Origin of the sequence: Dinoroseobacter sp. S375 (genome assembly GCF_049800775.1) — a bacterium.
Taxonomy (GTDB): Bacteria; Pseudomonadota; Alphaproteobacteria; order Rhodobacterales; family Rhodobacteraceae; genus Dinoroseobacter.
This window is the reverse complement of the sequence record NZ_JBNAFR010000004.1, coordinates 111,043-136,619: the sequence shown is the minus strand read 5'-3', so window position 1 is coordinate 136,619 and position 25,577 is coordinate 111,043. Positions and strand designations below refer to the sequence as shown.

Below are 25,577 nucleotides of genomic sequence, written 5' to 3'. Positions count from 1 at the left end.
CCCCAAGAGTGTCAGAGCATGCAGGAGCTTCGCGTCGAGATTGACGCGCTGGATACCGAACTGGTCACCCTGCTGGCCCGGCGCGCGGGCTATATCGACCGGGCGATCACCCTCAAGCAGCGCGAGAACCTGCCCGCCCGCACCAAGGATCGGGTGGCCGAGGTGCTCGACAATGTGCGCGCGCTGGCCGCGTCCCGCGATCTCGACCCGGAGCTGGCGGCGGGTCTCTGGCATCAGCTTATCGAGTGGTCCATTGCCCGCGAGGAGGTCGTGCTCGGCGATGCCGAGACCCTGCGCGGAGCCGAGGCGCGCCCATGAGCCGGGCGCGGGCCCTGACCCTCGCACTCGCGACGGGGCTCGCGGTGGTGCCGTTTGCCCCGGCGCTGGCCGATCTCGACTGGTTTCAGCATCCGTTCGGCGAACGCCGGGCCTATGTGCAGGACTGGCTCGCGGTCTGCGCGGATAGTGGCGCGGGGCCGTGCCGGCTTGTGCGGTCGAACCAGGACTCCCGGGGGCCGGCCTTTGACAGCCGTGTCTCGCTGCATCTCGCGCCCGGTGGCTGGACAATGGAGGTCATGGATCGCGGCATGCCCTCCGAGACCCTGAGCGAATTGCGCTTTTTCTTCGACGAGACCTTGCTGATCGTCGCAACCCGGCAGGATTTTATCCCCGGCGAGCGCGATTTTCCGAATATCCTTGAAACCGTGACGCTCACCAATCCCGACCTGACCGACCGCTTGCTGTCGGCCATGCGGGCAGGGGGGGAGCTCGTCATTACCTATCGCCCCGAGGGCTCGGGCGATGCCACGGTGATCATTCCCCTGCGGGGCGTGACCGCGGGGCTCGATGCCCTGACCCAGATCGAAACGGAAAGACAACCATGACCGCCACCCGTATCGACGGCAAAGCCTTTGCCGCCACTGTTCGTGCCAAAGTTGCCACCCATGTCTCGCACCTGAGGGAGACCCATGACCTGACCCCGGGACTGGCCGTGGTGCTGGTTGGCGAGGATCCTGCGAGCCAGGTCTATGTCCGCTCCAAGGGCAAGCAGACGGTCGAGGTTGGCATGCATAGCGTCGAGCACAAGCTCGACGCGGACACGCCCGAAGCCGATTTGCTCGCCCTGGTCGAGACGATGAACCAGGACCCCGCGATCCATGGGATCCTCGTGCAGCTGCCGCTGCCCGACCATGTGAATGCGGATAAGGTCATCAATGCCATCGATCCCGCCAAGGACGTGGACGGCTTCCATATCTCGAATGTGGGCCTTCTGGGGACCGGGCAGAAATCCATGGTGCCCTGCACGCCGCTCGGCTGTCTGATGATGCTGCGCGACCACCATGGCAGCCTCTCCGGGCTGAACGCCGTTGTGCTCGGGCGGTCGAACATCGTCGGTAAGCCCATGGCGCAGCTGCTGCTCGGGGATAGCTGCACCGTCACCATCGCCCATTCCCGCACCAAGGACCTGCCGGAGGTCGTGCGCGGCGCGGATATCGTCGTCGCCGCCGTGGGCCGCCCGCAGATGGTGCCCGGAGACTGGATCAAGCCCGGTGCCACGGTGATCGATGTGGGCATCAACCGCATCGAGAAACCCGAGGGCGGCACGCGGCTGGTGGGCGATTGCGATTTCGACAGTTGCGCCAAGGTGGCTGGCGCCATCACGCCCGTGCCCGGCGGGGTCGGGCCGATGACCATCGCATGTCTTCTGGCCAACACCCTGACCGCCTGTTGCCGGGCCCATGGCCTGCCGGAGCCCGAGGGGCTCACGGCCTGATCCGTCCGGGCCGGCGTCTCTCCCGACAGTCTTTGTCAGGAGGGCGGTGTTACGACCAGGCTCCATGTCGTAACAGGAAAGATGACCCATGACGGACACCCCGACCTCCCGCACCGTTGAAACCGTGCTCTTCAAGCTCGTGCCCGGCGCCGATCCGCAGGCGTTTCGCGACGCCTCCGCAGGTGTGACCCGCTTTGTCCAGCAGCGCCCGGGCTTCATCGCCCGGCGCCTGTCCCATACCGAGGATGGCACCTGGATCGAGCATATTGAATGGGCCGGCCTCGCCGAGGCGCAGGCCGCCGCGGCGGAGATCGGCAAGGACCCATCCCTTGCGGAGTTCATGAAGGCGATTGACGGGCCCAGTGTTCAGCTCTTTCACAGCACGCTCGCCATCTCGGTGAACTAGCCCATGCGGCGCAGCGAACGTCTGGCCGAAATCATCGAGATCCTGCGCGACGGGCGGCTGCACCGGGCGCAGGACATGGCCGAGAGGTTGGAGGTGTCGCTGCGCACCATCTACCGCGATCTGGAGACCCTGATCGCCACGGGGATCCCGGTCGAAGGGGCGCGGGGGCTGGGCTACATGCTGCGCGAGCCGGTGCTGTTCTCGGCCCTGAACCTGTCCCTGACCGAGCTCGAAGCGCAGCATCTGGGGATGGCGATCGTCGCCGAGGGCGCGGATCCCGAACTGCAGGAGGCCGCCCAGAGCCTTGCGCGCAAGGTCGCGCAGGCCGCCCCCATCGCGCGGGAGGCGCCGCCACGTTGGGGCCACGGGGTCTATCCCTTCTCCCGCGCGCGGGCGGGCTTTGCCCATATGCCGCTGTTGCGGCGGGCGATCCGGGGGCGCGAGCTGGTCGAGATCACCTATCATGCGCTGGAGGGCAGCGTCACCACGCGCGAGGTCCAGCCCTTGCAGATGGAATACTGGGGCGCGGTCTGGACCCTGACCGCATGGTGCACGCTGCGCACCGGATTTCGCGTCTTTCGCACCGACCGGATTGTGGCCTGCCGGGGCACGGGCCAGCACTTTGAGGTCGTGGCCGGGCAAAGCCTTGCCGATTACCTCGCGAGGCATCCCGAAGAGTCCCCTTAGGGTTTTCCCTGAAAACAAGGCCCTGCTGCGCTCTGCACTCAGCTGCGTGGTGGGTGGCGCATATCGCCTCCGCTCGCGATCCCGCTGTGACGCCCCGCGTGGCCATGGCGTTTTCCGCCGTGCCGGGGGTGTACCTGCGCGGCTCCATCCAGCTTCTCCATCACAAAACCGTCGCCGGATTGCTGGATTTGGTATACAAAAAACATAGATACAGCGTAACGCCCGACCATTCAGGACACCGCCATGAACGACGCCTCGCCGCGGATCAATGCCGCCGAACACGCCTATCGCACGATCCGCGCGAATATCGTGTCCGGGCTGTTGCAGGAGGGCGAGCGTCTGACGGAAAAGCGCCTGAGCGAGGATCTCGGCCTCAGCCGCACGCCCGTGCGTGAGGCGATCGGGCGTCTCATCCTCGAGGGCTTCGTCGAGCGGCAATCGGGCTACACCACGCGGGTCGCGAAATTCCCCGAGGACGAGATCGAACAGATCTTTCAGATCCGCAAACTGCTGGAGACCTATTCCGCCCAGCGGGCCGCGCGCCATGCCAGCGACGAGGATATCGCCGCCCTCAAGGAGATCCTGACGGATATGCGCGCGCATACGCCGCCGCGCACGGATGAGGATTACCATATCCTGACCGAGGCGAATGAACGCTTCCACAGGCGGATCGTCATGGCCGCGCGCTCGCCCCGGCTGACGGCGTTGATGACCATGGCCTTCGATGTGGGCATGGTGACCCGGACCTACCGGATCTATTCGGACGCGGACCTCATCCGCAGCCTGCATCACCATGCGGAGCTGATCGATGCCATCGAGGCGCGCGCCCCGGAATGGGCCGAGAGCCTGATGGCGACCCATCTGCTGGCCGGGGCGTCGAAGGTGTTCGAGATGACCAAGGCCTTGGGGCGCAAAGCCGATGAGTGATCCGGCGCGGCCTGTCCGGCGCGCCTTGCTCTTCACCCCGGCCACCCGGATCTCTGCGGTGCCCAAGGGGCTGGCCAGCGGTGTCGATTGCCTCTGCCTCGATCTTGAGGATGCCGTGCCCCCGGATCAGAAGGCTGCGGCGCGCCCCGATGCGATCGGGTTTCTCGATGGCGATCCGCGCAAGGCGCTACGGATCAACGGTTTGCGCACCCGCGCGGGGCTGGAGGATCTTGTGGCGCTGGCCCGGGCCGCGCCCCAAGGGGGGATGCTTTTGTTGCCCAAGGTGGAATCTGCGGCCGAGATTGCGCAGGCCGATGCCGTGCTAGGCGAGGCCGGCGCACGGATGGCGCTTGGCGCGCTGATCGAAAGCGCGGCAGGGCTCGAAGAGGTTTTCGCCATTGCCCGCGCCACGCCCCGGCTTGAGATGCTGCTCTTCGGCGCGGTAGATCTTGCGGCGGATCTGGGGCTGGGTTCCGGCGAAGCGCCGCTGGCCTATGCGCGCGCCCGGGTGGTCCATGCGGGCAAGGGGGCGGGGCTGCAGGTGCTCGACGTGCCGGAACTGGCCTTTCGCGATCTCGATCATGTGGCCGCGCGCGCCCGAACGGCCCGAGACCTCGGGTTCACGGGCAAGGCCGCGATCCATCCGTCGAATGTCGCGCCCATTCAATCGGCCTTCACGCCCAGTGCCGCCGAGATCGCCGAGGCGCGCGCGGTGATGGCCGCCCATGCGGCGGCGCCTTCGGGCCTTGTGGTGATCGATGGACGGCTGATCGAAGCGCCGGTGATCCGCGCCATGCAGGCCCGGCTGGAGGTGGCCGCGGCTGCGGGCGTGCTGTGACGGATTCGTGGGACCAGATCGCCCGCGCGGATGCGACGTACCGCTTTCTCGAGGCCGGGGCGCGGTCGCTGCCGCGCGACCGGGAGCAGGCGGGCGGGGCGGGCCTCCTGGCGGGCCAGATTATCGGAGTCAAATCGAACATCGCCGTGGCGGGGCAGGCCTGGACGGCCGGAATTGCCGCCCGCAGGGATCGCCTCGCGCCGCAGGACGCGCCGGTCGTGGCACAGTTGCGGGCCGCCGGGGCGCAGATCCTGTCGCGGCTGATCATGGACGAGGCGGCCCTTGGGGCGGCCAGTGACAACCCCTATTTCGGCCGGGTCGAGAACCCCGCGCAACCGGGCCAAAGCGCGGGGGGCAGCTCCGGTGGTTCTGCGGCGGCAGTGGCGAGCGGTGCGCTCCGCCTGGCCTTGGGCAGTGATACGCTGGGATCTGTGCGGATCCCGGCCGCCTATTGCGGCATCGTTGGGCTGAAGCCCGCGCCGGGGGCCATGCCGCTGGACGGTGTTCTTCCGCTGGCGCCGGGTTTCGATGCGCTCGGCCTTCTGGGGGCAACGCTGCCGGAGGTCTCGGCGCTCTATGCCCTGTTCGACCAGACCCCGGCAAAGGGGGGATTGCGGGTGATGATCCCGGATCAGCTGGCCGGGATCCCCTGCGCGCCCGGGGCGCTGTCGGCAGTGACCCGGGTCGCGGCGGCGGCCGACCGTCTCGGTCTGCGCGCGCACGCAGGTCTGGTGCGCGGCTGGCAGCCGGAAGAGACCCGTCGGGCCGCGTTTTCCGAGCTCTGCGCCCGGGCATCCGAGACCTTGGCGGCAGAGCCGGGGCTAAGCCAATCCGTGCGGCGCAGTCTCGATTTCGGCGCACAGCTCCCGCCGGATCAAAGGGCCGCGGGCGCGCGACATCTGACGGACCTGAGGGATGGCTTGGGGGCGTGTTTCGATGCGGGGCTTGTCCTGCTGACGCCGACCACGCCTTCGGGATCTTTCCCCCATGGCACGCGCCCGCCCCGGGATCAGGCGAGCTTCACCGCGCTGGCCAATATCGCCGGGGGGGCGTCTTTGTCGGTGCCGTTGCCCGATGATCGGCTCAGCTCGGTGATGCTGACGGGGGCTGCGGGGACAGAGACCGCGTTGCTCGCTCTGGCGCGGGACCTGATGGACGCGCTGATGGCCCCCGAGACGAGCCCCTAGTCGCCCAGAAACAGGGTCACCTTCATCGCACAGCCCCCGGCCCCGGTCCGGGCCCAGAGCGACAGGGTCTCCCCCTCGGCCCGGCCTTCGAGCCAGAAGGGCGCGGGGGCAAAGAGGGGGCTCATGGCGCGGATCTCGTATCGGCGCAGGACGCGCCCGCCGGCCTGTTCCATCCCGAAGGCGATCAGGAGTGTGGCCGTCAGCGGCCCGTGCACGATCAGACCGGGATACCCCTCAACCTCGCGCGTATACTCCGCGTCGTAATGGATCCGGTGCCCGTAGAAGATCAGCGCCGAGTATCGAAAGAGCAGCACCGGGTCGGGCGTGATCTTGCGCGAGAACGTCGCGCCATCGGGGGCGGGCGGCGGCGCGGACGGGGTGCTCCCCGGGGCTGGGGGCGCGCGGTAGACGATGTTCTGCACCTCGGTCAGGCAATGCTGTCCGCCATGGGAAAAGTCATGGGCCACGGTGACAAAGCCGAGCGCGCCCGATCGACCGTTCTTGCGGCTCACGTCGCGGATCGTGGTGGTCTTGGTGACCTCCGCCCCGAGGGGGAGCGGCGCGTGGAGCGTCACGCTGCCCCCGGCCCACATGCGCCGGGGCAGGCCGAGATCGGGCAGGAAGCGGCCCAGACGCTCATGCCCGTCGGGCGCGAGGTCCGAGGCTTTGATCTGCGGGTTGAAATAGAGGTAGTGCCAGAAGGGCGGCAGCGGGTCACCGGGGCCGAGGGTCGGGTCCTGATCCAGCGTGAGCTGCATGTGCCGGGCCTGTCGCAGGTCGAGCGTGTCGGTCACGGTCTCGCTGCGGCCAATGGCGGGGTGAAGGGCGGTCATCGTCATGTCCCTGTAAACACCGGTGCGCGCTTTTCGGCAAAGGCGGCCTGACCTTCGGCGTAATCTGCGCTGGCAAAGCAGGCGGCGACCTGGGCCTCCACAGCGGCGCGGGTCGCCATGTCCGGGTCGGGACCCGCCCTCAGCGCGGCCTTCACCGCGCGCAGGGTGAGGGGGGCATTGCGGGCGATCTGGGTGGCGAGCTCGTCGGTGGCTGCCTCCAGCGACGCGCCGGGGACCAGCCGCGCGATCAGGCCCCAGCGCAGGGCCTCCTCCGCCGGAACCTGCCGCGCGGTAAAGAGCAAGTCTGCCGTGGCCGCAGGGCCAATCAGGCGCGCCAGCGCGTTGACCTCATCCGCCGCCACCGCAAGGCCCAGCTTGGCCGGGGTGAAGGCAAACCGCGCGTCGTCTGAGGCGAGGCGCAGATCGCAGCGCGTCGCGATTTCCAGCCCGCCCCCGATGCAATAGCCACGGATCTGCGCGATCACCGGCATGGGCAGATCCGCCACCGCGCTCAGCGCCCTGTGCACCGTGGCGTTGTAGGCTGCGACCTGCTTCGGCGTGCGGCGGAGGGTCGGAAACTCCGAGATATCCGCGCCCGAGACGAAGGCTTTGTCGCCCGTTCCAGTCAGCACCACGACCCGCGTGTGCGCGGGCAGATCGCGCGCCACATCGCCGAGCGCCTGCCACATGGCTAGCGTCATCGCGTTGCGCCGCGCGGGGTTGTTGAACCGGATCCTGGCGATCCCGTCATCCTGGCTCAGGACAAGCTGGCCGTCCGCAAGCGGGGTCTCGGTCATGACCTGCCGCTCCACTGGCCGCCGCCATCCATGTCGACCACGGTGCCGTTGAGATAGGCAATGCGGGGCGAGGCCATCATGACCGCGAGATCGGCCACTTCCTCCGGCGCGGCCGGGCGGCCGAACGGGAAGGCATCCGGTGCGATCAGCTCCTGCCAGCGGCTTTCATCGCCGAATTCCGCCTGCGCCTTGCCCTTGAAGAAGGTGGTCATGCGGTCGGTCAAAGTGGGTGAGGGGTTGATGCCGAGCACGCGCACGCCCGCGCTCTGGGCTTCGGCCCCCAGCGCCTGAGTGAAGCCGATCAGGGCCGCATTCCCCGCCGCGCCGCAGATATAGGCGGGCCGGACCGCGCGTCCGCCCATGCCGATAATGTTGAGGATCACACCGCTGCCGCGCGCGGCCATCTCGAGGTAGAGCCTCTGGCAGAGATGGATATAGCCGAAGACCTTGAGCTCCCAGCCGCTGCGCCAGTCCTCCATGCTCAGGTCGCGCAGGCCCCCGGCCTTGATCGCCCCGGCATTGTTCACGAGGATATCGGGTGTCTCGATCTGGTCGCACAGGGCGGCGCGCCCGGCATCGGAGCCGAGATCGGCCGCGATCACCGCAGGGCGTGCCCCGGTGGCTTCGGCCACGGCGCTTTGGGCCTCGGTCAGGGCGGCTTCGTCCCGCGCCACGAGCGTGACCGCGACCCCCTGGGCGGCGAGCGCCGTTCCGATCGCAAGGCCGATCCCCTTGGAGCCGCCCGTGACCAGCGCCGTTTTTCCGTTCAGTTTCATGTCCATCTGCGGGGATCCTCTGGTCTGTGCTCAGACATAGTATTGTATTTCGAAAAACACACAGCCCTCGGGCGCGGCGAAGGGGCCATGGACGGTGCCGGGCGGGCGGCAGGCATAGGCGGGCGCGGCTTGCGCGCTGCCGCCCGCGCCGCTGGGATCGCAGCCCGAGATCAGGGTGCCGGAGAGAAGATAGACCTCCTCCCAATAGTCATGGACGAACTCCATGGGCGCGACCGTCCCCGGCTCGAACCGGATCAGGCGGGTGCGCACGCCGATTTTGGCCTCTTCGTCCAGCGCGCCGGACAGAAGTTTCTGGCACACACCGGGGGCCCCGCCAGGCACCTGGGTCCAGCCGGTGGTGAGGTCGACGCCGTCAAAGGGAAGGGCGGGTTTCATGTCAGCAAAGGGGGGCATCGGCAGCTCCGTGGGTGAGGGCGCGGGTCAGCGCCCGGCGCAGGGGTGTCAGGTCGCGCGCCTCGGGCAGCGCGTGACAGGCCTCGATCAGACCCGTCGCCGCTTCGGGCGACGCGCCGCCATGGCAGAGGTTGCGATGGGCCTTGGCATTGATCGCCGCAGTGGACAACGGATCTTCCGGGTCGCCCGGCGCGGTGGCCCGGCTGCGACTGCGCGCGGCGCCATCGGGGGACCAGAGGGTCAGCCGGGCGCCCATCTGGCGGGGAAAGGCTGCGGTCATGCCCGCGTCTTCGCACAAGGTGATCCGCGCGCGCAGATCGGCGAGGACCGGATCGGCACGGGCCGCTGCCTCGAAATCCGCAAGCCCGGGCGCGCCGCGGGTCAGGGCGACGGCCAGACAATGCTGCAGGCTGAACCGCGCCTCATGGGCGGTCTCGGGGGCCGGGTTGTCGCAAAAGGTCAGGGCCGCGCCATAGGTCGCGACCTCAACCCGCGCGGGCGGCGGTCCGGCGAGATCCAGTGCGGCGGCGATGGCCGCATGGGTGTGGCGGCAGGCGGGATAGGGCTTGAAACTCACCTCATGGATCGCGAAATCCGCGTCAGGTTGCGCGGTCACCACGTGGGGATCTGCGTCCGGGTAATAGGTCGCGAAGAACCCAAGCTCCCCCTCGAGAATGCGGTTTGGGCCGGTGAACCCGGCCTCCACGAGCTGGGCTGCGACGAGGCCGCTGCGGGCGGCCTGAGCCGTGGCGAGCTGCTTGCCGGTGCCGGGATCCAGCCGGCATTGCCAGATCCCGCTGGCGCCCATCCCGGCTTGGGCGAGTGCGTCGGCCGGGTGGGCGAGCCCCGCGATCTCGGCACTGGCCATGGCCGCGCCGAACACGCCGCATGTGGCCGAGTTGTACCAGGGCGCATAGCCCTGCGCCGCCGCAGCAGAGCCGATCCGGATCGCAACCTCATAGCCCGAGACCAGCGCCGAGAGCAGTGCAGGGCCCGAGACGCCCCGCGCCAGCGCGGCCGCCAGCGTGGCGGCACAGACAACATCGCCCACATGCAGGAGCGATGCGCGATGCAGATCATCCATCTCCAGCACATTGCCCAGAGCGCCCATGACAAAGGCAGTTTCTTCGGCGCGTGCATCGGGTGAAACGCCCTCTGCAAGCTGCGACAAGCCTGCAAATCGCAGCGCAGATTGCCCCGCCGGACTGCCCTGTGCGGCGGCGATACAGCCTAGCCAATCCAGCAGATGCAGCGCCGCGCGCGCCAGATCCGCCTCGGATTTGGGGCGTTGCGCGATCTCTACAAGCTGCTCTGCGAGGGTCAAACCCGCTCTCCTCCGGTCGTTTCGTATACATTTATATCGGTTTTTGGCGCGCAAAGACGACCGGAAAAGCGCGAATACTCTGAGAATTTCATGGCCGGAGCGGACTTTTGTCTAAGAGCTGTGTGTTTAATGGTATTAAAAACAATGGTCTAGCCGTACCGTGCGTCAGTCAGTCCGCTCGAACCTCGGGAATCTCGATTTTGTCGACGAAAATCACCTTTTCTTTTTGGAATGCAAATCTACCTCGTGTCAGGTGGGAATGGGATGTGAGGAGACGTGCGCGCGGGCGCACCGGGGTCACGCAGAATTTTCACGAAAAAAAACGACGCCGCCGCGATGTGGCTTCAACAGGAGAGTGTTCTGCAATGCGACAGACGGAATTCAATCGCCGCCAGATGATGGCACTGATGGGGGCGGGGGCTGCCGCCTCGGCCATGGGCACGCGCGCCACGGCCATGGAGGCCCTGAAGCTTTGGGCGCCGGGTATCGCCAAGGTGGGCGGAAGCGACTGGACGGCCATGGAATCGCAATCGGGGATCGCGATTGCCAATATCGCCAAGAGCGCCCGGGCCGATGAAGCCATCCAGAAGATGGTCGTGGGCGATGGCAATGCGCTTTATGATGCGATGACCGACAATGGCGGCGGCATGGAAGATGCGCTAGCCTCCCAGGGCGCGATTGTCGAGCTCGACCCGAGCCGCATCCCGAACTGGTCCAACATGCTCGCTACCTATCAGGACGGCGGCGACAACGCCTCGACGATCCGCCATGACGGCAAGGTCGTGGCGGTGCCCTACATTTCGAACGCCGACAGCCTCGCGTTCAACCATGGTGTGATCGGCGAAGAGCTGACCTCGTGGGAGGCGCTGTTTGACAGCCAGTTCCGCGGCCGCGCGGCCATGCAGAACGACTATGGCCCGACCCTGACCAACACGGCGATCTACCTCAAGCAATCCGGCAAGGGCAGCATCGACAACCCGTCGGACATGTCCGAGGACGAGGTGCGTCAGGTCGCCGAGTTCCTGATCGACCTCAAGAAGAAGGGCCATTTCCGCACCTTCTGGGACGGGGTTCAGAACGGCTCGGACCTGCTGAGTTCCGAAGAAGTGCTGGTCTCCTCCTGCTGGGAGGTCATCCAGATCTTCGCCGCGCGCAAGAATGGCGATGACATCCGCTATGGCTCCATGAAAGAGGGGCACCAGTCCTGGAACAACGTGGTGATGCTGACCAAGGGCGGTCAGGATCGCGGCATGGAGGATGCGTTCTACAAGCTTGCGAACCTCTATCTCGACCCGTGGTTCGGATCGCGCACCTTGGCCGGGCTCGGCTTCACGCCGCAGATGAACGGTGTGGGCGAGTATATCGAAGCCAATCCCGGCGATTTCGACGATGACACCAAGGCGGTGCTGGCCGAGCGACTGATGCGCAAGGAAGAGCGTCTGGCGAACCCGGGCAATGCTTGGCAGAACGTCTTCCCGACCAATATTCGCGCCTACCAGGACTGGTGGGCCCGGGTTCAGGCCGCCTGAGGCGCGCCATGAGCGTGATGTCCCCGCAGGGCTTTGACGGGGTCGCCCCCGTCAAGGCCACATCCCCCCCGCTGCGCGAGCGTCTCGCGCGCGGGGTGTTTTACCTGCCCATTGTCTTCATGGTTCTGTTTTTCGCCTTGCCCATGGCCCTGACGGTCGTGTTCTCGGTGTTCGAGCGGACCATGTTCTGGATGGAGCCGGGCTTCACGCTCTTTTCCTACGAGAACTTTTTCTTCTCGGCGCGGCTGACGAATTTCCTCGATTCGATGAAGTACTCTGCCATCGCCGTGGCGATCTGTTTCGTGCTGGGCTTTCCGATCGCGGTGTTCATCCGCAAATCCCTGCCGCAGGTGGCGCAGCACCGGGTGATCCTGCTGTTCATCCTGCCCTTCATGGTGTCCGAGATCATCCGGGTCTTTGCCCTGCGCCCCGTGCTGCAGCGGAACGGTTTGATCAACACCACCTTGCAGGATTGGGGGATCATCAACGAGCCCATCACGGCGCTTCTCTATACTCATACCGGCGTCGTCATTGGCGAGGTCCTCAGCTTCCTGCCCTTCATCGTCTTCTCGGGCTTCCTCGCGATGGAGGCCGTGCCCAAGCACATCTTCGAGATCTGCGATGATCTGGGCGTCGGGACTTGGCGCAAGTTCCGCGATGTCATCCTGCCGCTGGCGGCCCCGGGGATCTTTGCCGGCAGCGTGTTCATCTTCGTCAACGGGCTGGGCGTGGCACTCTTGCCGAACATCCTTGGCGGGGCGGGGGCGGTGAATGCCGGGCTGATCGCGACCCAGGCGATCACGGCGCTCGACTTCCCGCTCGCCATGGCGGTGAGCGCGATCATGATGGCGACACTGATGGGGCTGCTCTATCTCGGGCACCGGCTCTTCGACCTCACCAAGATCCTAACACCGCTGAATTGAGGGCGCGCCATGACCGATGATTTCGCCAATCCGTGGCTCTATCGCCTGAAATGGGCCTACATGTTGCTGATCGTTCTGACGCTGATGGCGCCGGTGATGTATGTCATGTATATCTCGTTCAATGCCAATGGCTTCGGCGCGAATGAGTATGTCTTTACGTGGGAGTGGTATGGCCTGATCTTTCAGGATCAGCTCCTGCTGGGGGCCCTGCGCTGGACCCTGTCGCTGGCCCTGGTGGTGACGCTGATTGCGGTGCCGATGGCGCTGATCTCGGCCAAGCTCTACAAGCAGAGCACCAACAAGCTGCCCATCGTGTTCCTGATGCTGGCCCCTTTGTTCGTACCGCCGGATATTCTCGGCTCGGCCCTGCTAGTGTTTTTCAAGAACCTCAACCTGACCTTTGTCTGGCTCGGCGATCTGATCGGTGTCAGCTTCATGGATGGCTGGGGCCAGCTTGGCTTTTCCACCGCCGTGATCGGACTGATCATCTATACGATTCCCTATTCCTTCATCGTGATCCTGATCACCATGGGGCGCTACCGATCCGAACAGACCGAGGCGGCGCGGGCCTGCGGCGCCGATGGCTGGCGCGCGTTTTGGGATATCGAGTTTCCGCAGATCCGCGCGGGCGTGTTCAGTGCGTGTTCCTTTACGGTGATCCTGTGCTTCAACGAATACACCCGCACCAGCCTGCTCAAGGGCGGGTTCGACACCTTCACCACCGTTCTGATCAGTCAGATGCTCAACACCGGCATGTCCCCGCAAAGCTATGCCATGTCGAGCATGGTGAGCTTCATCGCCATCGCCGTGATCGGCTCCATCATCGTTTTCACCATGATCCGCTCCGACAGCCTATCGCGTACCGCGCGCGCCAAGGCCGCGCCGGTCATGTCCACTTAAAGCCACGGGAGCTTGACCATGACGTCTCAGCCCAAACCGCCCGCCGTCGAAGTCCGGAACCTGTGCAAGAATTACGGCTCCGTGCAGGCGTTGAAGAATGTGGATCTGACCATCGAGGCCGGGGAGTATTTCGTGCTGCTCGGGCCGTCTGGCGGGGGTAAGACCACGCTCCTGCGGACCATCGGGGGCTTTCACAAGGCGACCTCGGGCGATGTCCTGCTCAATGGGCGCGATGTGGGGCATCTGCCCCCGGATCAGCGGTCCACGACCATGGTGTTTCAGGCCTATGCGCTGTTTCCGCATATGACCGTGCTGGCCAATGTGGGTTACGGGTTGACGGTGGCCGGGTTGCCCAAGGCGCAGGTGGCCGAGAAATCGGCCGCAATGCTCGATATGGTCGGGCTGACCGGGTTCGCGGACCGCAAACCCCATGAGCTGAGCGGTGGGCAGCAGCAGCGGGTGCAGCTGGCGCGCGCCATGGTGCTCGACCGGGATATCCTGCTCCTGGATGAGCCTCTGGCCGCGCTCGACGCGCAGTTGCGTAAGGATATGTGCCTTGAGCTCAAGCACCTTCAGGAAAAGGTGGGCATCACCTTCATCCACGTCACCCACAACCAGGAAGAGGCCATGACCGTCGCTGACCGCATCGCGCTGGTCGCCGAGGGGGAGCTGGTCGAGCATGGCCGCGCGCGCGACATTTACCGCGCGCCCGAGCGGCGCTTCACCGCGAGCTTTGTAGGGGAAAACAACCTGCTGACCGGGCATGTGTCCGATGTGAACGGGGTCAGCTGCACCGTTGATGTGGCGGGCGCGCAATTGCAGGTGCCCAAGCGCGGCAAGGAGGTTAGCGGCGGCCAATGCGTGGATCTGTCGATCCGCTCCGAGCTGGTCGGGCTCAGCCGCGCCAGCGATGCCAATGCGGGCATGGACGGGCATTCGATCCTCGGCAGCTATGACGAGAGCGTTTATCTTGGCCTGACCACATCGCATCTGGTGCGCCTGCCGAACGGGATCGAGATGATCTCGCGTTCGATCTCGGATCAGCTCGACGATCTGCCCGAGCCCGGCGAGCCCGTGCGCCTGCACTGGCAGCCCGAGGCGATCCGCCTGCATGTGAACTGAGCGCTCCCATGCTGCCCAACTGGTCCAACCCCCGGATCCCCTATCAGATGGCCTCGGCGCGCAAGCCGCTTTCCCCGCTGCGGGGCAAGCCGCTGATCGTGCATGTTGTCATGAATATCGAATATTGGCCCTTTGACCGGCCCATGCCGCGCGGGATCATTCCGGCGCCCCACGGGGCCACGCCTGCGCCGCCTGATGTGCCGAATTACGCCTGGGTCGAGTATGGCATGCGCTGCGGCATGCCCCGGATCATGGATATGCTGGCCCAGCGGAACCTGCCGGCCTCGGCCTTTCTCAATGCCCAGGTGGGCGAGATCTATCCCGACCTGACCGATGCGGTGATCGCCGCCGGGTGGGAGCTGGTGGGCCATGGCTGGTTCCAGCAGAGCCTCAAGGCGGTCGAGGATGAGCGCGCGGTGATCCGTCAGAGCCTCGCCAAGCTCGAAGAGCTTGGTGGCCGACGCGCCCGGGCCTGGCTGGGTTGCGGGCTGGGCGAGACCTATCAGACGCCGGATATCCTCGCCGAGGAGGGGGTCGAGTTCCTCCATGACTGGGCGCTGGATGACCTGCCGTGCTGGATGCGCACCAGTGCCGGGCCCATGGTGGCGCTGCCCTATACCTTCGAGCTCAACGATGTGCCGGTCTACGCGATCCAGTCCGGCAGTTCGGACGAATACCTCAAGCGGGTGGAGGCAACGCTGGCGGTCTATGAGCGCGAGATGGACCGCACCGGTCAGCCGCGCATCGTGACCCTTGCCCTGCATCCCCATATCATCGGCGTGCCACATATCGCCTATCACTTTGAAAAGGCGCTCGATCTGCTGGCTGCGCGGGAGGACACGGTGTTCGTCACCTCCAGCGAGATGGGCGATTGGTTCGTCGCCGCGGATGGCACGGGCGGGCGCGATCTGGAACCTTTCATCGGAGGAACCCCGCGATGACGGCCCTGTCCCATCTCAAGGTGCTGGACCTGACCCGGGTGCGCGCCGGTCCGACCTGCTGCCGGGTGCTGGCGGATTTCGGTGCGGATGTCATCAAGATCGAAGCGCCCCAGGGGGTCGATCCCAATGCCGGGATCAGCGGCGCGCGCCACGGCTATGACATGCTGAACCTGCACCGGAACAAGCGCTCACTGACCCTGAACCTGAAAAAGCCCGAGGGGCTCGCCGTGTTCCGCAAGATGGTCGAGACGGCGGATGTGGTGGTCGAGAATTTCCGGCCCGATGTGAAAGACCGGCTCGGCATCGGCTATGCGGCGCTGGCGGAGATCAATCCGCGGATCATCCTCGCCTCGATCTCGGGGTTTGGACAGGACGGACCCTATGCGCGCCGCGCCGGGTTCGACCAGATCGCCCAGGGCATGGGCGGGATGATGGGCGTCACCGGCATGCCCGGCGAAGGTCCCATGCGCGCCGGGGCCGCCGTGGCCGACAGCACCTCCGGCATCTATGCCGCGACCGGTATCCTCGTGGCGCTGGCCGAGCGTGAACGCTCGGGGCGCGGGCAATGGGTGGCGACCTCGCTGCTGGAGGCGCAGATCGCGCTGATGGATTTTCAGGCCGCCCGCTATCTGGTGGAGGGCGAAGTGCCGCCGCAATCGGGCAATGACCACCCTTATGTGACGCCCATGGGGGTGATCGCCACGGCCGATGGGTACCTCAATCTCGGGGTGGGCGGCGACAGCCAGTGGCGCGCCTTTTGCACGGCGATCGGGTGCCCGGACTGGGCGGACCATCCAGACTACGCGACATCCGAGGCGCGGTTCGACCACCGTCCGCAGCTTTGGGCGGCGCTGAAGCCGATCTTTGCGGAAAGGGCCACGACCGAGTGGGTTGACTTGTTGGAGGGGGCCGGGGTGCCCGCCGGGCCGATCTATACGATGGACGAGGTCTTTGCCGACCCGCAGGTGCAGCATCTGGGCATGGCCGCCCCGGTCGATCACCCGGTGCGCGGCGAGACCAGGCTGGTGGCGCAACCCGTGACCCTGTCACGAACCCCGGCTGCGGTGACCAGCAGCGCACCTGATGCGGGCGCCCATACGGATGAAATTCTCGGTGAATACGGGCTGAGCGCGGCGGAGATTTCCGACCTGCGCGCCTGCAACGCCGTCTAGGAGGACGAGATGAACCAGATCGACACCGACGCCATTGCCATGCCCGTGGGCCCGCAATGGGGCGATATCCGCGAAGCGGTCGCCCGGCTCTGCGAGGATTTCCCGGACGCCTATTGGAATGATCTCGACGCGCGGGACGCGTACCCGAAAGACTTCGTGCGCACCCTGACCGAGAGCGGGTTTCTCGGCGCGCTGATCCCCGAAAGCTTTGGCGGGTCCGGCCTGCCGCTGGCGGCGGCGGGGGCGGTGCTCGAGACGATCCACGAGCGGGGCGCGAATGCCGCGGCCTGCCATGCGCAGATGTATACCATGGGCACGCTGCTCAAGCATGGCTCGGACGCGCAAAAGGCCCGCTACCTGCCGGGGATCGCCAGCGGTGAGCTGCGCTTGCAGGCCTTTGGCGTGACCGAGCCGACGACGGGCTCGGACACGACGCAGCTCAAGACACGCGCCGAGAAGACCGACCGGGGCACCTACGTGATCAACGGTCAGAAGGTCTGGACCTCCCGCGCGATGGAAAGCGACCTGATGCTTCTGCTCGCGCGCACCACGCCTGCGGATCAATGCGCCAAGCGCAGCGACGGGATGTCGGTGTTTCTGGTGGATATGCGCGCGGCCTTGGGCAATGGCCTGAGCCTCAGCAAGATCGACGCGATGATCAATCACAACACCTGCGAGGTGTTCTTCGACAATCTGGAGATCCCCGCCGACACCCTGATCGGCGAGGAGGGACGGGGGTTCAAATACATCGTTGACAGCATGAATGCCGAGCGGATCCTGATCGCCTATGAGTGTATCGGGGATGCCAAGTATTTCATCCGCCGCGCCACCGAATACGCCAATGACCGCGTGGTCTTCGGCAAGCCCATCGGAACCAATCAGGGCATCCAGTTTCCCATCGCCCAGGCCTATGCCCAGGCGCAGGCGGCAGAGCTGATGGTGAACAAGGCCGCGACCCTCTTCGACAGTGGCGCGAAGGCCGCCGAAGAGGCGAATATGGCCAAGCTTCTCGCGGCGGATGCCAGCTGGGCGGCGGCGGAAACCTGCATGCAGGTCTTCGGCGGCTTTGCCTTTGCCAAAGAGTACGGGATCGAGCGGAAATGGCGCGAGGCGCGGCTCTATCAGACGGCGCCGATCTCGAAGAACATGATTTTTGCCTATTTGGGTCAACATGTTCTGGGACTTCCGCGCAGCTACTAGCACCCGACATACGGGTTTCCGATGGGCGGCACCGCATACACAGGTGTACCGCTAAACCGTTCAACGCAGGGGTTTTTCCCTTTTCTCTGCGCTGCAGCGGCCCTATCTTGCGGGCAAAGAAGGAATGCCCGCATGACCGCCATCCAAGATCACCCGCTGCGCTATGCGCTGGCCAACGAGCTGCATGCGCGCCCGTTTCCCGAGCTTTCCGCGCCCTGCCATGCGGTGTTTCTGGCCATCAAGCAGCCCAAGGAGGCCGCCGCCCGCGACCGGGGGCTGGACCGCGCGCATCTGCTGGAACTTCTGGATCGCTACGGCGCGCCCCACCCGTCGCCCGGGGCCACGCATTTCTTCGGCAAGATCGGCAAGCACACCCTGAAATGGGAAAGCCATACGGAGTTCGTGACTTTCACGATCTTTGCCGAGGGCGTGGCCGAGAAACCCTTTGATCCCGACAGCTTCGATGTCTTCCCCGAGGACTGGCTCAAGCGCGCGCCGGGCGTGCGGATGGTCTCGTCCCTGATCCGGGTCGAGGCGCGTCCCAGCGTTGAGGAGATCCAGACCAAGCTTGAGGACTGGTTTGTTCCCGAAAGTCTGGCGGTCAGCTCGGTTCTGGACGATTCCGCCGTGGTGGCCGGGGATTTCCGGATCGACGCGGCGGGGCATACGCGCTTTGCGCTGTTCATTTCCGACGGGATCGGCAAGCGTCGGGTGGGCCGTGTTCTGCAACGCGTGACCGAGATCGAAACCTACAAGACCATCTCGATGCTGGGCCTCGCCCGGGTGCGCGGGCTCAGCAAGGAGCTGGGCGAGATCGACGGCAAGCTTTCCAGCATGGTCGGCGACATGGGCGGTGATGGCACCGAGGCCGAAGAGACGCTGAAGGCGCTGCTCGAAGTGTCGGCGGATCTCGAGAACCTCATGGCGCAAAGCTCCTTCCGCTTTGGCGCGACCGGGGCCTATGAGGCGCTGGTGAACCAGCGGATCGAGGTGCTGCGCGAGGAACGGTTTGACGGGCGTCAGACCTTCGCCGAGTTCATGATGCGCCGCTTCGACCCGGCCATGCGCACGGTCAAGGCCACGGAACGTCGGCTACAGCAGTTGGCGGGGCGGGCAACGCGGGCCGCGGAATTGCTCCGGACCCGCGTGGATGTGGAACGCCAGACCCAGAACCAGGCCCTCTTGGAAAGCATGGACCGGCGCGCGGATCTGCAGCTACGTCTCCAGAAGACGGTCGAGGGGCTCTCGGTCGTCGCGATCAGCTATTATGCCGTGAACCTGGCGATCTATCTGATCGGACCGCTGGCCTATACCTCGGGGATCTCCAAGACCGTGCTGACGGCTGCGGCTACTCCGCTGGTAGTGCTTGGGGTTTGGATGCTTGTGCACCGGATCCGCCAAGGGATGGAGAAGTAGCGCCGCCCTCGGGCAAGAGCCGCCCGGTCAGCGCACCGCCCACCGCGATCGACACCAGCGCCAGCGTTGCCGCGAAGCTCAGCGTCGGGATGCCTGCAAGACCTGCACCCACGGTGCAGCCCCCGGCCAGCACGCCGCCCACGCCCATCATCGCCGCACCGGCCATGTACCGCCCGGTTTGGGTTGGGCTGTCAAAGCTAGCCCATTTGAACTCGCGCGAGATCAGGGACGCCACCAGCGCCCCCAGCAACGTGCCGCCCACAAGCCCCGTGCCAAAGCCCGCCGGGATGGCCGAGGAGGCGATCACGAAGAACAGGCTTTCGGATGCGGGGGAGGTGAAAGACAGGCTTTCGAGTGCGATCGGGTCGAAATCGTCATACAGCACATAGCCCGTCCCGGCCCAGCCGAGCGGCACCAGCGCGCCGAGCAAAGCGGCGAGCGCCAGCGTGCCGGGCGTGTTGCCCGAGCGGATGACCACGGCACCGGCCACGATCACCAGAACCGCCGTCCAGCCCCAGGCCCCGCCGGGCAGAGCGGCAAAGCCGGTTAGATCACCCAGATTGACGGTCGCACTCCCGAGAGAGGTGCGCAGAGGCGCCAGCACGCCCTTGAGCGTCGCATGGGCCACCACGGCAAAGACCAGAAGGACTGTCAGGGCGCGCAGGTTGCCCGACGCCCCCAGCACGGTCAGCCGCGAGACACAGCCGCGCGTCAGCACCATGCCCGCGCCGAACAGAAGCCCGCCCGCGACGATCGCCAACACCGGCAGATCCGCCACGAAGAAGCGATGCTCCGAGAAATCCACGTAGCCAAGCGCAATCACCGTCTGGGTGCCGAGAACGGCCACGGCCAGCGCGGTCAGCCAGACCCCGGCAGCACTGCGCCGTTCCTCGGGCGCACCCGCCACCGACCGGCGCAGACAGAACCGCGTGCGCTGCGCGAGCACGCCGAAGAGCACGCCAAGCGCCAGGCCAAACAGGGCCGAGGCCAGCCGCACATCGAGAAAGTCCAATCCAAGGTCAGCGTACATGTCGCCCTCCGGGGTCACGGTTAACCCGTCGCAAATAGGGGAGGGGGCAGGCCGAAATCAAGGGAATGTGAGGTGGCCGCACGCCCCGTGGGCGAAACGTAAATCCAGCATCCACCCACCGTTTGGACCAGAACTGTGGGTTTTGGTCTGAGACGGGTCTCTGTTCTGCGAATATCGGGTCTGGCAGTCATTTCTTCCCTTTCTGCAGGTCTGCGCGCTCAGTCGCGAAACGTGCGTTCCTGTGGCGCCATGGGCGCGCTTGGTGAAAAAACAGCCCGGACTTGACCCCTTGCCCCTTTCGGCGCACCTAACAGGGCAAAGCCGGACCCCGTCGGGAGAGAGACATGCCGATCAAGAACCGTTTTGCCGAATTGCTGCCCGAGATCACCGCCTGGCGCCGGGATCTGCACGAGAACCCCGAGCTGTTGTTCGACACCCATCGGACCGCTGCCATGGTGGCGGAGAAACTGCGCGCCTTCGGCTGTGACGAGGTGGTCGAGGGGCTCGGGCGCACGGGCGTGGTCGGCGTGATCAAGGGGCGGGGCACGGGATCGGGCCGGGTGATCGGGTTGCGGGCTGATATGGATGCGTTGCCCATCGCCGAGGCGACCGGGCTGCCCTATGCCTCCCGGACACCGGGCAAGATGCATGCCTGCGGCCATGACGGGCATACGGCCATGCTGCTCGGCGCAGCGCGCTACCTGACCGAGACCCGCAATTTCGACGGCACCTGCGTGGTAATCTTCCAACCCGCCGAAGAGGGCGGCGGCGGCGGGCGCGAGATGGTCGAGGACGGTTTGATGGAGCGGTTCGGGATCGAAGAGGTCTACGGCATGCATAACTGGCCCGGCGTGCCCACCGGCACCTTCGCGATCCGCCCGGGCGCGTTCTTTGCCGCCACGGATCAGTTCGAGATCACCGTGGCCGGGCGCGGTGGCCACGCGGCCAAACCCCACGAGACCATCGACCCGACCGTGATCGCCAGTCAGATCGTCCTCGCCCTGCAGACCATCGCCAGCCGCAATGCTAACCCGGTGGAGCAGATCGTCGTCTCCGTCACCTCGTTCCAGACCGCGAGCACGGCCTTCAACGTCATCCCGCCCGAGGTGACGCTTAAGGGCACGATCCGCACGCTGGACGAGGATATCCGCGCTCTGGCCGAAACGCGCCTGACCGAGATCGCGTCGGGTGTGGCCACGGCCATGGGGGCCGCGGCGCAGGTCAATTACTACAAGGGCTATCCGGTCATGGTGAATTCCGAGGCGGAGACCGCCTTTGCTGCCGATGTGGCCCGCTCGGTGGCGGGGGATTGCGCCGATGCGCCCCTGGTCATGGGGGGCGAGGATTTCGCCTATCTGCTCAACGCGCGCCCCGGGGCCTATATCCTTGTGGGCAATGGCGACACCGCCGACGTTCACCACCCGGAATACGACTTCAATGATGAGGCGATCCCCGCAGGCTGCTCCTGGTGGGCCGAGATCGTGGAACAGCGCCTGCCGCTGGCCTCCTGAGACGGCGCGCTGTCTTGCGCGACGGCGCGGCCTTCGCTAACCCGCCCCCATGAAACCGTTCCTGATCCTGCAGCTGCGTCCCGAACGGGACGTCTCCGATGATGAATACGCGGCGATCCTCGCGAAATCCGGGCTCGCCGAGGGCGACGCAATCCGGGTATGCCTCGATCATCAGGACCTGCCCGAGGGGCTCGATCTCAGCCAGCTTTCCGGCGTGATTGTCGGTGGCGGACCGGGCTGTTTCAGCGACGCGCCCGAGACGAAATCCCCGGTCGAGGCGCGGATCGAGGCGTCCATCCTCGCGCTGATGCCCGAGGTGACAGCGCGCGACATCCCCTTCATGGGCTGCTGCTATGGCATGGGTGCGCTGGGACAGCATCTGGGCGCCGAGGTCTCGAAACGCCGCTATGGCGAAAGCGTCGCCGCCGTGCCCTGCACCAAGACCGAGGCCGGGCGCGCGGACCCGCTGCTTGCGGACCTGCCGGAGAGGTTCGACGCCTTTGTGGGCCACAAGGAAGCGCTGCAGGCACTGCCCGAGGGCGCGGTGCACCTGATGTCCGGCGAGGCCTGCCCGTTTCAGATGATCCGCTACGGTGCCAATGTCTACGCGACCCAGTTCCACCCCGAGGCCGATGGCGATGGCGTCGCCGTGCGCATCCGCGCCTATCGCGAAAAGGGCTACTTCCCGCCCGAGGAAGCCGACAGCCTGATCGCCGAGGTCGCGAAGGCCGATGTGGATGACAGCGCCCGGATCCTCGCCAATTTCGTGCGGCATTACGCGCGGGACTGATCCAGCCTCATTGTTCGCGAAATACTCCGGGGGGCGGCCCCGCAGGGCCGCGGGGGCAGCGCCCCCTCCGACCTATCCGCCCGTATGGCTCATATGCCGGGGCATCTGCCCGTCGAGCTTCTGCCGGGAATAGTCGAAATCATGGCCCTTGGGCTTGAGCGCGATCGCCGCCCGGATCGCGTTCTCCAGCGCCCGGTCATCCTCGGGGTAATCGCGCAGAGGCTTGCGCAGATCGGCCATATCCTCCTGCCCGAGGCACATATAGAGCTCTCCGGTGCAGGTCAGGCGCACCCGGTTGCAGCTTTCGCAGAAATTATGGGTCAGCGGCGTGATGAAGCCGAGCTTCTGGCCCGTCTCCTCCAGCCGCACATAGCGCGCGGGCCCGCCCGTGCGCTCGGCCAGATCCGTCAGCGTGAACCGTTCGCGCAAGCTATCGCGCAGATCCGAGAGCGCCCAATACTGGCCCAGCCGGTTTTCATTGCCGATATCGCCCATGGGCATGACCTCGATGAAGGTCAGGTCCATATCACGCTCGGCGCACCAGTCGACCATGGTAAAGAGCTCATCTTCGTTGAACCCCTTCAGGGCGACCGCATTGATCTTGATCCGCAGCCCGGCCTTCTGTGCCGCATCGATCCCGCGCATCACTTGGGGCAGGCGGCCCCAGCGGGTGATGTCGGCGAACTTCTGGTCATCCAGCGTATCCAGCGACACGTTGATCCGCCGGACCCCCGCCGCATAAAGGTCGTCGGCATATTTCTCAAGCTGGGAGCCATTGGTCGTCAGCGTCAGCTCGCGCAGCGCACCGCTGTCCAGATGGCGGGACATGCGCTGGAAAAACGTCATGATATCGCGCCGCACCAGAGGCTCGCCGCCCGTGATCCGCAGCTTCTTCACGCCGAGCCCGACAAAGGTCGAGCACATGCGGTCCAGCTCCTCCAGCGTCAGCAACTCTTTCTTCGGCAGAAAGGTCATGTTCTCGGACATGCAATAGACGCAGCGGAAATCGCAGCGGTCGGTGACCGACACACGCAGATAGTCGATGGTGCGCTGGAACGGGTCGATGAGTGGCGTGGCTGTCATGGCTTCTCCCCCAATGGGAGGAGGGTATCGGCGGCGCGGCAGAGGCGCAAGGGCAGGGCTGCCACGCTAAGCTCATGATCTCGTGATGTTTTCCCGCTATGCTTCACTTTGCCGAAGCGCGGGGCGCCGCTCAAAGGTGATTCTGCGCTGCGGGTTATCCCGCGGCATCCTCCGACGGCAGAAGCCGCGCGGCCTCTTTCCGGGCAAAGGGTTTCATCCCGGCCCCGTGTTCCGCCAGAAAGGCGCGCACCCGGTCCGGGTCACGCCGGGACAGGTCCCGCAGCCACCAGGCGATGGCCTTCTGGATGAACCAACCCCGATCGGGGACATAGCCTGCGGCCCAGCCCAGCACCCGGTCGCGGATCGCAAGTTCATCGGGTTTCGGATCCCGCTGCTTGGTCCAGGGCAGGGTGATCACCAGCGCCGCGCGCCGGGTCCAGAGGTGATCGCTCCGGGTCCAGTTCTCGACCGTGTCGATGCGCGACGGATCCGCGATCAGCCGTTTCTGCCCCGCGATACAGGCATGATCCGCGATGGCCCAGGCGTCGAATTCTGGCACCCAGCTCTGGATCCGGTCCCATGTGGCCGCGTCGTCCTTCTGGCGCGCTTGGGTCAGCAGCTTGGCGGCCGCGATCCGCGCCTCGTGGATATTGCTGTCCCACAGCGCCCCGGCCAGATCCGCGCGCGCCGGAGCCTCCAGCGCGCGCCGCCAGTCTCGCGCCAGCGCGTCCAGATCCCCGTTCGCGACCCCGAGATAAGGCCGATCAACCTTGTGATAGGCGGCCATCTGAGCGGCCTTCCCGGCGGTCCCGAGGGCGCGCAAAGCCTCCAGCGCGGCCTCGGCAGTCAGGCTGTCGGTCACCTTGGACGCTCCAACTGCCAGTCGAGATGGGCGCGGATCGCGGGCCATTCCGGCGCGGTGATCGAGTAAACCGCCGTATCCCGGATCGTGCCATTGGGCATGATGCGATGGGCCCGGCGTATCCCGTCGAGCTTGGCGCCCAGCCGTTCGATCGCCCGGCGGCTCGGCGTGTTCAGCACATGGGTGCAGAACTCTACCGCGATGCAGTCCAGCGTCTCGAAGGCGTGACCGAGCAGCATCCGCTTGCAGGCGGTGTTGACCGCACTGCGCTGCACCCGCTTGGCGTACCAGGTATAGCCGATCTCGACCCGGCGGTTCTCGGCATCCGGGCTGCAATAGGTCGTGCTACCGGCGGGGCGTCCCTCGGCATCCAGCACGCAGAACGGGGTCATCTCGCCCTGCGCCTGCTTGGCCAGATGGCTCTCGATGCCGGCGACCATTTCCTCGGGGGCGGGCACATAGGTGAACCACAGCTTGCTGAGCCCGCCCACCGCGCTCTCGGCGGCCAGGGCTCCGGCATGGTCGCGGCTCAGGGGCACGAGCGCGGCCTCCTCACGGTGCAGCGAGATCGGGGCGGGCCAGCTCATAGGTTGTCTTCGATCCCCGTGGGCGCGCCGTCGATGGTCGTGCGGTTGCGCTCGGACCAATAGGCGCGGATCCCGTCCTCGCCCTTGTCCGCGGCCCAGTCCTTGAGCACCGGACGCTCGGTCATGCCGTCGGCGGTGGGCACCGCATAGCCGCAGGAGGTCTGGACCATCTCGACGCTCAGATCATAGACCTGCCGTTTCTCGGGCCCACCGGGAAAGAGGTCGGCCAGCTCTGCCCAATCAGCGCTGTCGCGCTGCACGGTCCGTGCGGTGCCATAGGCGCGCAGGATCATGGGCGTCGCATCGAAGCTGCACCACATGAGCGTCATGCGCGGCGATTGCTTCAGATGCCCTGCGGTTTCATTGCCCGACCCGGTGACATTGAGCCAGGCGATCCGGTTGGGGCCGAGCACGCGCAGGCTGTCCATCCCCTTGGGGCTGAGATTGACGCGGCCTTCCGGGGCGGCGGTCGCGACGAAGAAGATCTGCTGCGCTTCGATGAAATTCTGATGGCCGAGGCCGATCCGGGGGAATTGCTTGGCCATGTC

General features: G+C 66.1%; 28 protein-coding genes. 18 read left to right on the top strand and 10 right to left on the bottom strand.

The features are described 5' to 3' along the window. Positions 1-18 precede the first annotated feature (18 nt). From ACP150_RS11215 to ACP150_RS11180, 8 genes are all read left to right on the top strand, one after another. Positions 19-318 (top strand): chorismate mutase, encoded by a 300-nt coding sequence (locus ACP150_RS11215; RefSeq protein WP_424966719.1) that lies wholly within the window; start codon positions 19-21, stop codon positions 316-318. Then, positions 315-884, top strand: a complete 570-nt coding sequence (locus ACP150_RS11210; RefSeq protein ID WP_424966718.1) for a hypothetical protein — start codon at positions 315-317, stop codon at positions 882-884. Before ACP150_RS11215 ends, ACP150_RS11210 begins: the two co-directional genes overlap by 4 nt. Beyond that, positions 881-1,774 carry a bifunctional methylenetetrahydrofolate dehydrogenase/methenyltetrahydrofolate cyclohydrolase FolD gene (gene folD / locus ACP150_RS11205; protein ID WP_424966717.1) on the top strand — a complete coding sequence of 298 codons (894 nt, stop codon included), beginning with the start codon at positions 881-883 and terminating at the stop codon, positions 1,772-1,774. The genes ACP150_RS11210 and folD overlap by 4 nt, the downstream gene beginning before the upstream one ends. 88 nt (positions 1,775-1,862) lie before the next feature. Further along, positions 1,863-2,180, top strand: a complete 318-nt coding sequence (locus ACP150_RS11200; protein ID WP_424966716.1) for a hypothetical protein — start codon at positions 1,863-1,865, stop codon at positions 2,178-2,180. A 3-nt stretch (positions 2,181-2,183) separates the two neighbouring features. Then, positions 2,184-2,867 (top strand): helix-turn-helix transcriptional regulator, encoded by a 684-nt coding sequence (locus ACP150_RS11195; protein ID WP_424966715.1) that lies wholly within the window; start codon positions 2,184-2,186, stop codon positions 2,865-2,867. 243 nt (positions 2,868-3,110) lie between these two features. Next, positions 3,111-3,794 carry a GntR family transcriptional regulator gene (locus ACP150_RS11190; protein WP_424966714.1) on the top strand — a complete coding sequence of 228 codons (684 nt, stop codon included), beginning with the start codon at positions 3,111-3,113 and terminating at the stop codon, positions 3,792-3,794. Beyond that, positions 3,787-4,632: an HpcH/HpaI aldolase/citrate lyase family protein gene (locus ACP150_RS11185; RefSeq protein ID WP_424966713.1), complete on the top strand. Its 846-nt coding sequence runs from the start codon at positions 3,787-3,789 to the stop codon at positions 4,630-4,632. The genes ACP150_RS11190 and ACP150_RS11185 overlap by 8 nt, the downstream gene beginning before the upstream one ends. Beyond that, positions 4,629-5,819 (top strand): amidase family protein, encoded by a 1,191-nt coding sequence (locus ACP150_RS11180; RefSeq protein ID WP_424966712.1) that lies wholly within the window; start codon positions 4,629-4,631, stop codon positions 5,817-5,819. The genes ACP150_RS11185 and ACP150_RS11180 overlap by 4 nt, the downstream gene beginning before the upstream one ends. On the opposite strand, the gene ACP150_RS11175 is transcribed toward ACP150_RS11180, so the two are convergent. From ACP150_RS11175 to ACP150_RS11155, 5 genes are read right to left on the bottom strand one after another with little or no spacing between them, the layout of a single operon-like run. Further along, the gene (locus tag ACP150_RS11175; protein WP_424966711.1) at positions 5,816-6,658 is read right to left on the bottom strand and encodes an FAS1-like dehydratase domain-containing protein; all 843 of its coding nucleotides are present in this window, start codon (positions 6,656-6,658) and stop codon (positions 5,816-5,818) included. The genes ACP150_RS11180 and ACP150_RS11175 overlap by 4 nt on opposite strands. Continuing rightward, positions 6,655-7,449: an enoyl-CoA hydratase gene (locus ACP150_RS11170; protein WP_424966710.1), complete on the bottom strand. Its 795-nt coding sequence runs from the start codon at positions 7,447-7,449 to the stop codon at positions 6,655-6,657. Before ACP150_RS11170 ends, ACP150_RS11175 begins: the two co-directional genes overlap by 4 nt. Further along, positions 7,446-8,231 (bottom strand): short-chain dehydrogenase/reductase, encoded by a 786-nt coding sequence (locus ACP150_RS11165; protein WP_424966709.1) that lies wholly within the window; start codon positions 8,229-8,231, stop codon positions 7,446-7,448. Before ACP150_RS11165 ends, ACP150_RS11170 begins: the two co-directional genes overlap by 4 nt. 24 nt (positions 8,232-8,255) lie before the next feature. After that, positions 8,256-8,639, bottom strand: coding sequence for a cupin domain-containing protein (locus ACP150_RS11160; protein WP_424966708.1), 384 nt, complete (start codon positions 8,637-8,639; stop codon positions 8,256-8,258). Then, positions 8,623-9,963: an MmgE/PrpD family protein gene (locus ACP150_RS11155; RefSeq protein WP_424966707.1), complete on the bottom strand. Its 1,341-nt coding sequence runs from the start codon at positions 9,961-9,963 to the stop codon at positions 8,623-8,625. The genes ACP150_RS11160 and ACP150_RS11155 overlap by 17 nt, the downstream gene beginning before the upstream one ends. Positions 9,964-10,328: 365 nt before the next feature. Between ACP150_RS11155 and ACP150_RS11150 the strand changes: the two genes are divergently transcribed. The 8 genes from ACP150_RS11150 (at position 10,329) to ACP150_RS11115 (ending at position 19,166) form a co-directional block, all read left to right on the top strand. Further along, positions 10,329-11,492 carry an ABC transporter substrate-binding protein gene (locus ACP150_RS11150; RefSeq protein ID WP_424966706.1) on the top strand — a complete coding sequence of 388 codons (1,164 nt, stop codon included), beginning with the start codon at positions 10,329-10,331 and terminating at the stop codon, positions 11,490-11,492. Between the two features lie 8 nt (positions 11,493-11,500). After that, complete coding sequence (locus ACP150_RS11145; RefSeq protein WP_424966705.1) at positions 11,501-12,415, top strand: ABC transporter permease; 915 nt, start codon at positions 11,501-11,503, stop codon at positions 12,413-12,415. A gap of 9 nt (positions 12,416-12,424) precedes the next feature. Beyond that, entirely contained in the window at positions 12,425-13,315 is an 891-nt protein-coding gene (locus ACP150_RS11140; protein ID WP_424966704.1) for an ABC transporter permease, read from the top strand. An 18-nt stretch (positions 13,316-13,333) separates the two neighbouring features. After that, on the top strand, positions 13,334-14,437 hold the full coding sequence (locus ACP150_RS11135) for an ABC transporter ATP-binding protein (RefSeq protein ID WP_424966703.1): 1,104 nt from the start codon (positions 13,334-13,336) through the stop codon (positions 14,435-14,437). 8 nt (positions 14,438-14,445) lie between these two features. Next, entirely contained in the window at positions 14,446-15,378 is a 933-nt protein-coding gene (locus ACP150_RS11130; protein ID WP_424966702.1) for a polysaccharide deacetylase family protein, read from the top strand. Next, positions 15,375-16,550 (top strand): CaiB/BaiF CoA transferase family protein, encoded by a 1,176-nt coding sequence (locus tag ACP150_RS11125; RefSeq protein ID WP_424966701.1) that lies wholly within the window; start codon positions 15,375-15,377, stop codon positions 16,548-16,550. The genes ACP150_RS11130 and ACP150_RS11125 overlap by 4 nt, the downstream gene beginning before the upstream one ends. Positions 16,551-16,559: 9 nt before the next feature. After that, positions 16,560-17,750 (top strand): acyl-CoA dehydrogenase family protein, encoded by a 1,191-nt coding sequence (locus ACP150_RS11120; protein WP_424966700.1) that lies wholly within the window; start codon positions 16,560-16,562, stop codon positions 17,748-17,750. A gap of 132 nt (positions 17,751-17,882) precedes the next feature. After that, positions 17,883-19,166 (top strand): DUF3422 family protein, encoded by a 1,284-nt coding sequence (locus ACP150_RS11115; protein WP_424966699.1) that lies wholly within the window; start codon positions 17,883-17,885, stop codon positions 19,164-19,166. Here the strand turns inward: ACP150_RS11115 and ACP150_RS11110 are convergent. Beyond that, positions 19,099-20,196: a YeeE/YedE family protein gene (locus ACP150_RS11110; protein ID WP_424966698.1), complete on the bottom strand. Its 1,098-nt coding sequence runs from the start codon at positions 20,194-20,196 to the stop codon at positions 19,099-19,101. The two genes, ACP150_RS11115 and ACP150_RS11110, sit on opposite strands and share 68 nt — an antisense overlap. Before the next feature lie 344 nt (positions 20,197-20,540). Here ACP150_RS11110 and ACP150_RS11105 point away from each other — a divergent pair, with 344 nt between their 5' ends. Then, positions 20,541-21,707 (top strand): M20 aminoacylase family protein, encoded by a 1,167-nt coding sequence (locus ACP150_RS11105; protein ID WP_424966697.1) that lies wholly within the window; start codon positions 20,541-20,543, stop codon positions 21,705-21,707. A 49-nt stretch (positions 21,708-21,756) separates the two neighbouring features. After that, the gene (locus ACP150_RS11100) at positions 21,757-22,497 is read left to right on the top strand and encodes a glutamine amidotransferase (protein WP_424966696.1); all 741 of its coding nucleotides are present in this window, start codon (positions 21,757-21,759) and stop codon (positions 22,495-22,497) included. 72 nt (positions 22,498-22,569) lie between these two features. Here the strand turns inward: ACP150_RS11100 and moaA are convergent, their stop codons facing one another. The 4 genes from moaA to ACP150_RS11080 form a co-directional block, all read right to left on the bottom strand. After that, positions 22,570-23,580: a GTP 3',8-cyclase MoaA gene (moaA, locus tag ACP150_RS11095; RefSeq protein ID WP_424966695.1), complete on the bottom strand. Its 1,011-nt coding sequence runs from the start codon at positions 23,578-23,580 to the stop codon at positions 22,570-22,572. 154 nt (positions 23,581-23,734) lie between these two features. Continuing rightward, positions 23,735-24,430 (bottom strand): DNA alkylation repair protein, encoded by a 696-nt coding sequence (locus ACP150_RS11090; RefSeq protein ID WP_424966959.1) that lies wholly within the window; start codon positions 24,428-24,430, stop codon positions 23,735-23,737. A gap of 8 nt (positions 24,431-24,438) precedes the next feature. Beyond that, entirely contained in the window at positions 24,439-25,029 is a 591-nt protein-coding gene (locus ACP150_RS11085) for a GNAT family N-acetyltransferase (RefSeq protein ID WP_424966694.1), read from the bottom strand. Further along, positions 25,026-25,574 carry a pyridoxamine 5'-phosphate oxidase family protein gene (locus ACP150_RS11080; protein ID WP_424966693.1) on the bottom strand — a complete coding sequence of 183 codons (549 nt, stop codon included), beginning with the start codon at positions 25,572-25,574 and terminating at the stop codon, positions 25,026-25,028. Before ACP150_RS11080 ends, ACP150_RS11085 begins: the two co-directional genes overlap by 4 nt. Positions 25,575-25,577 lie beyond the last annotated feature (3 nt).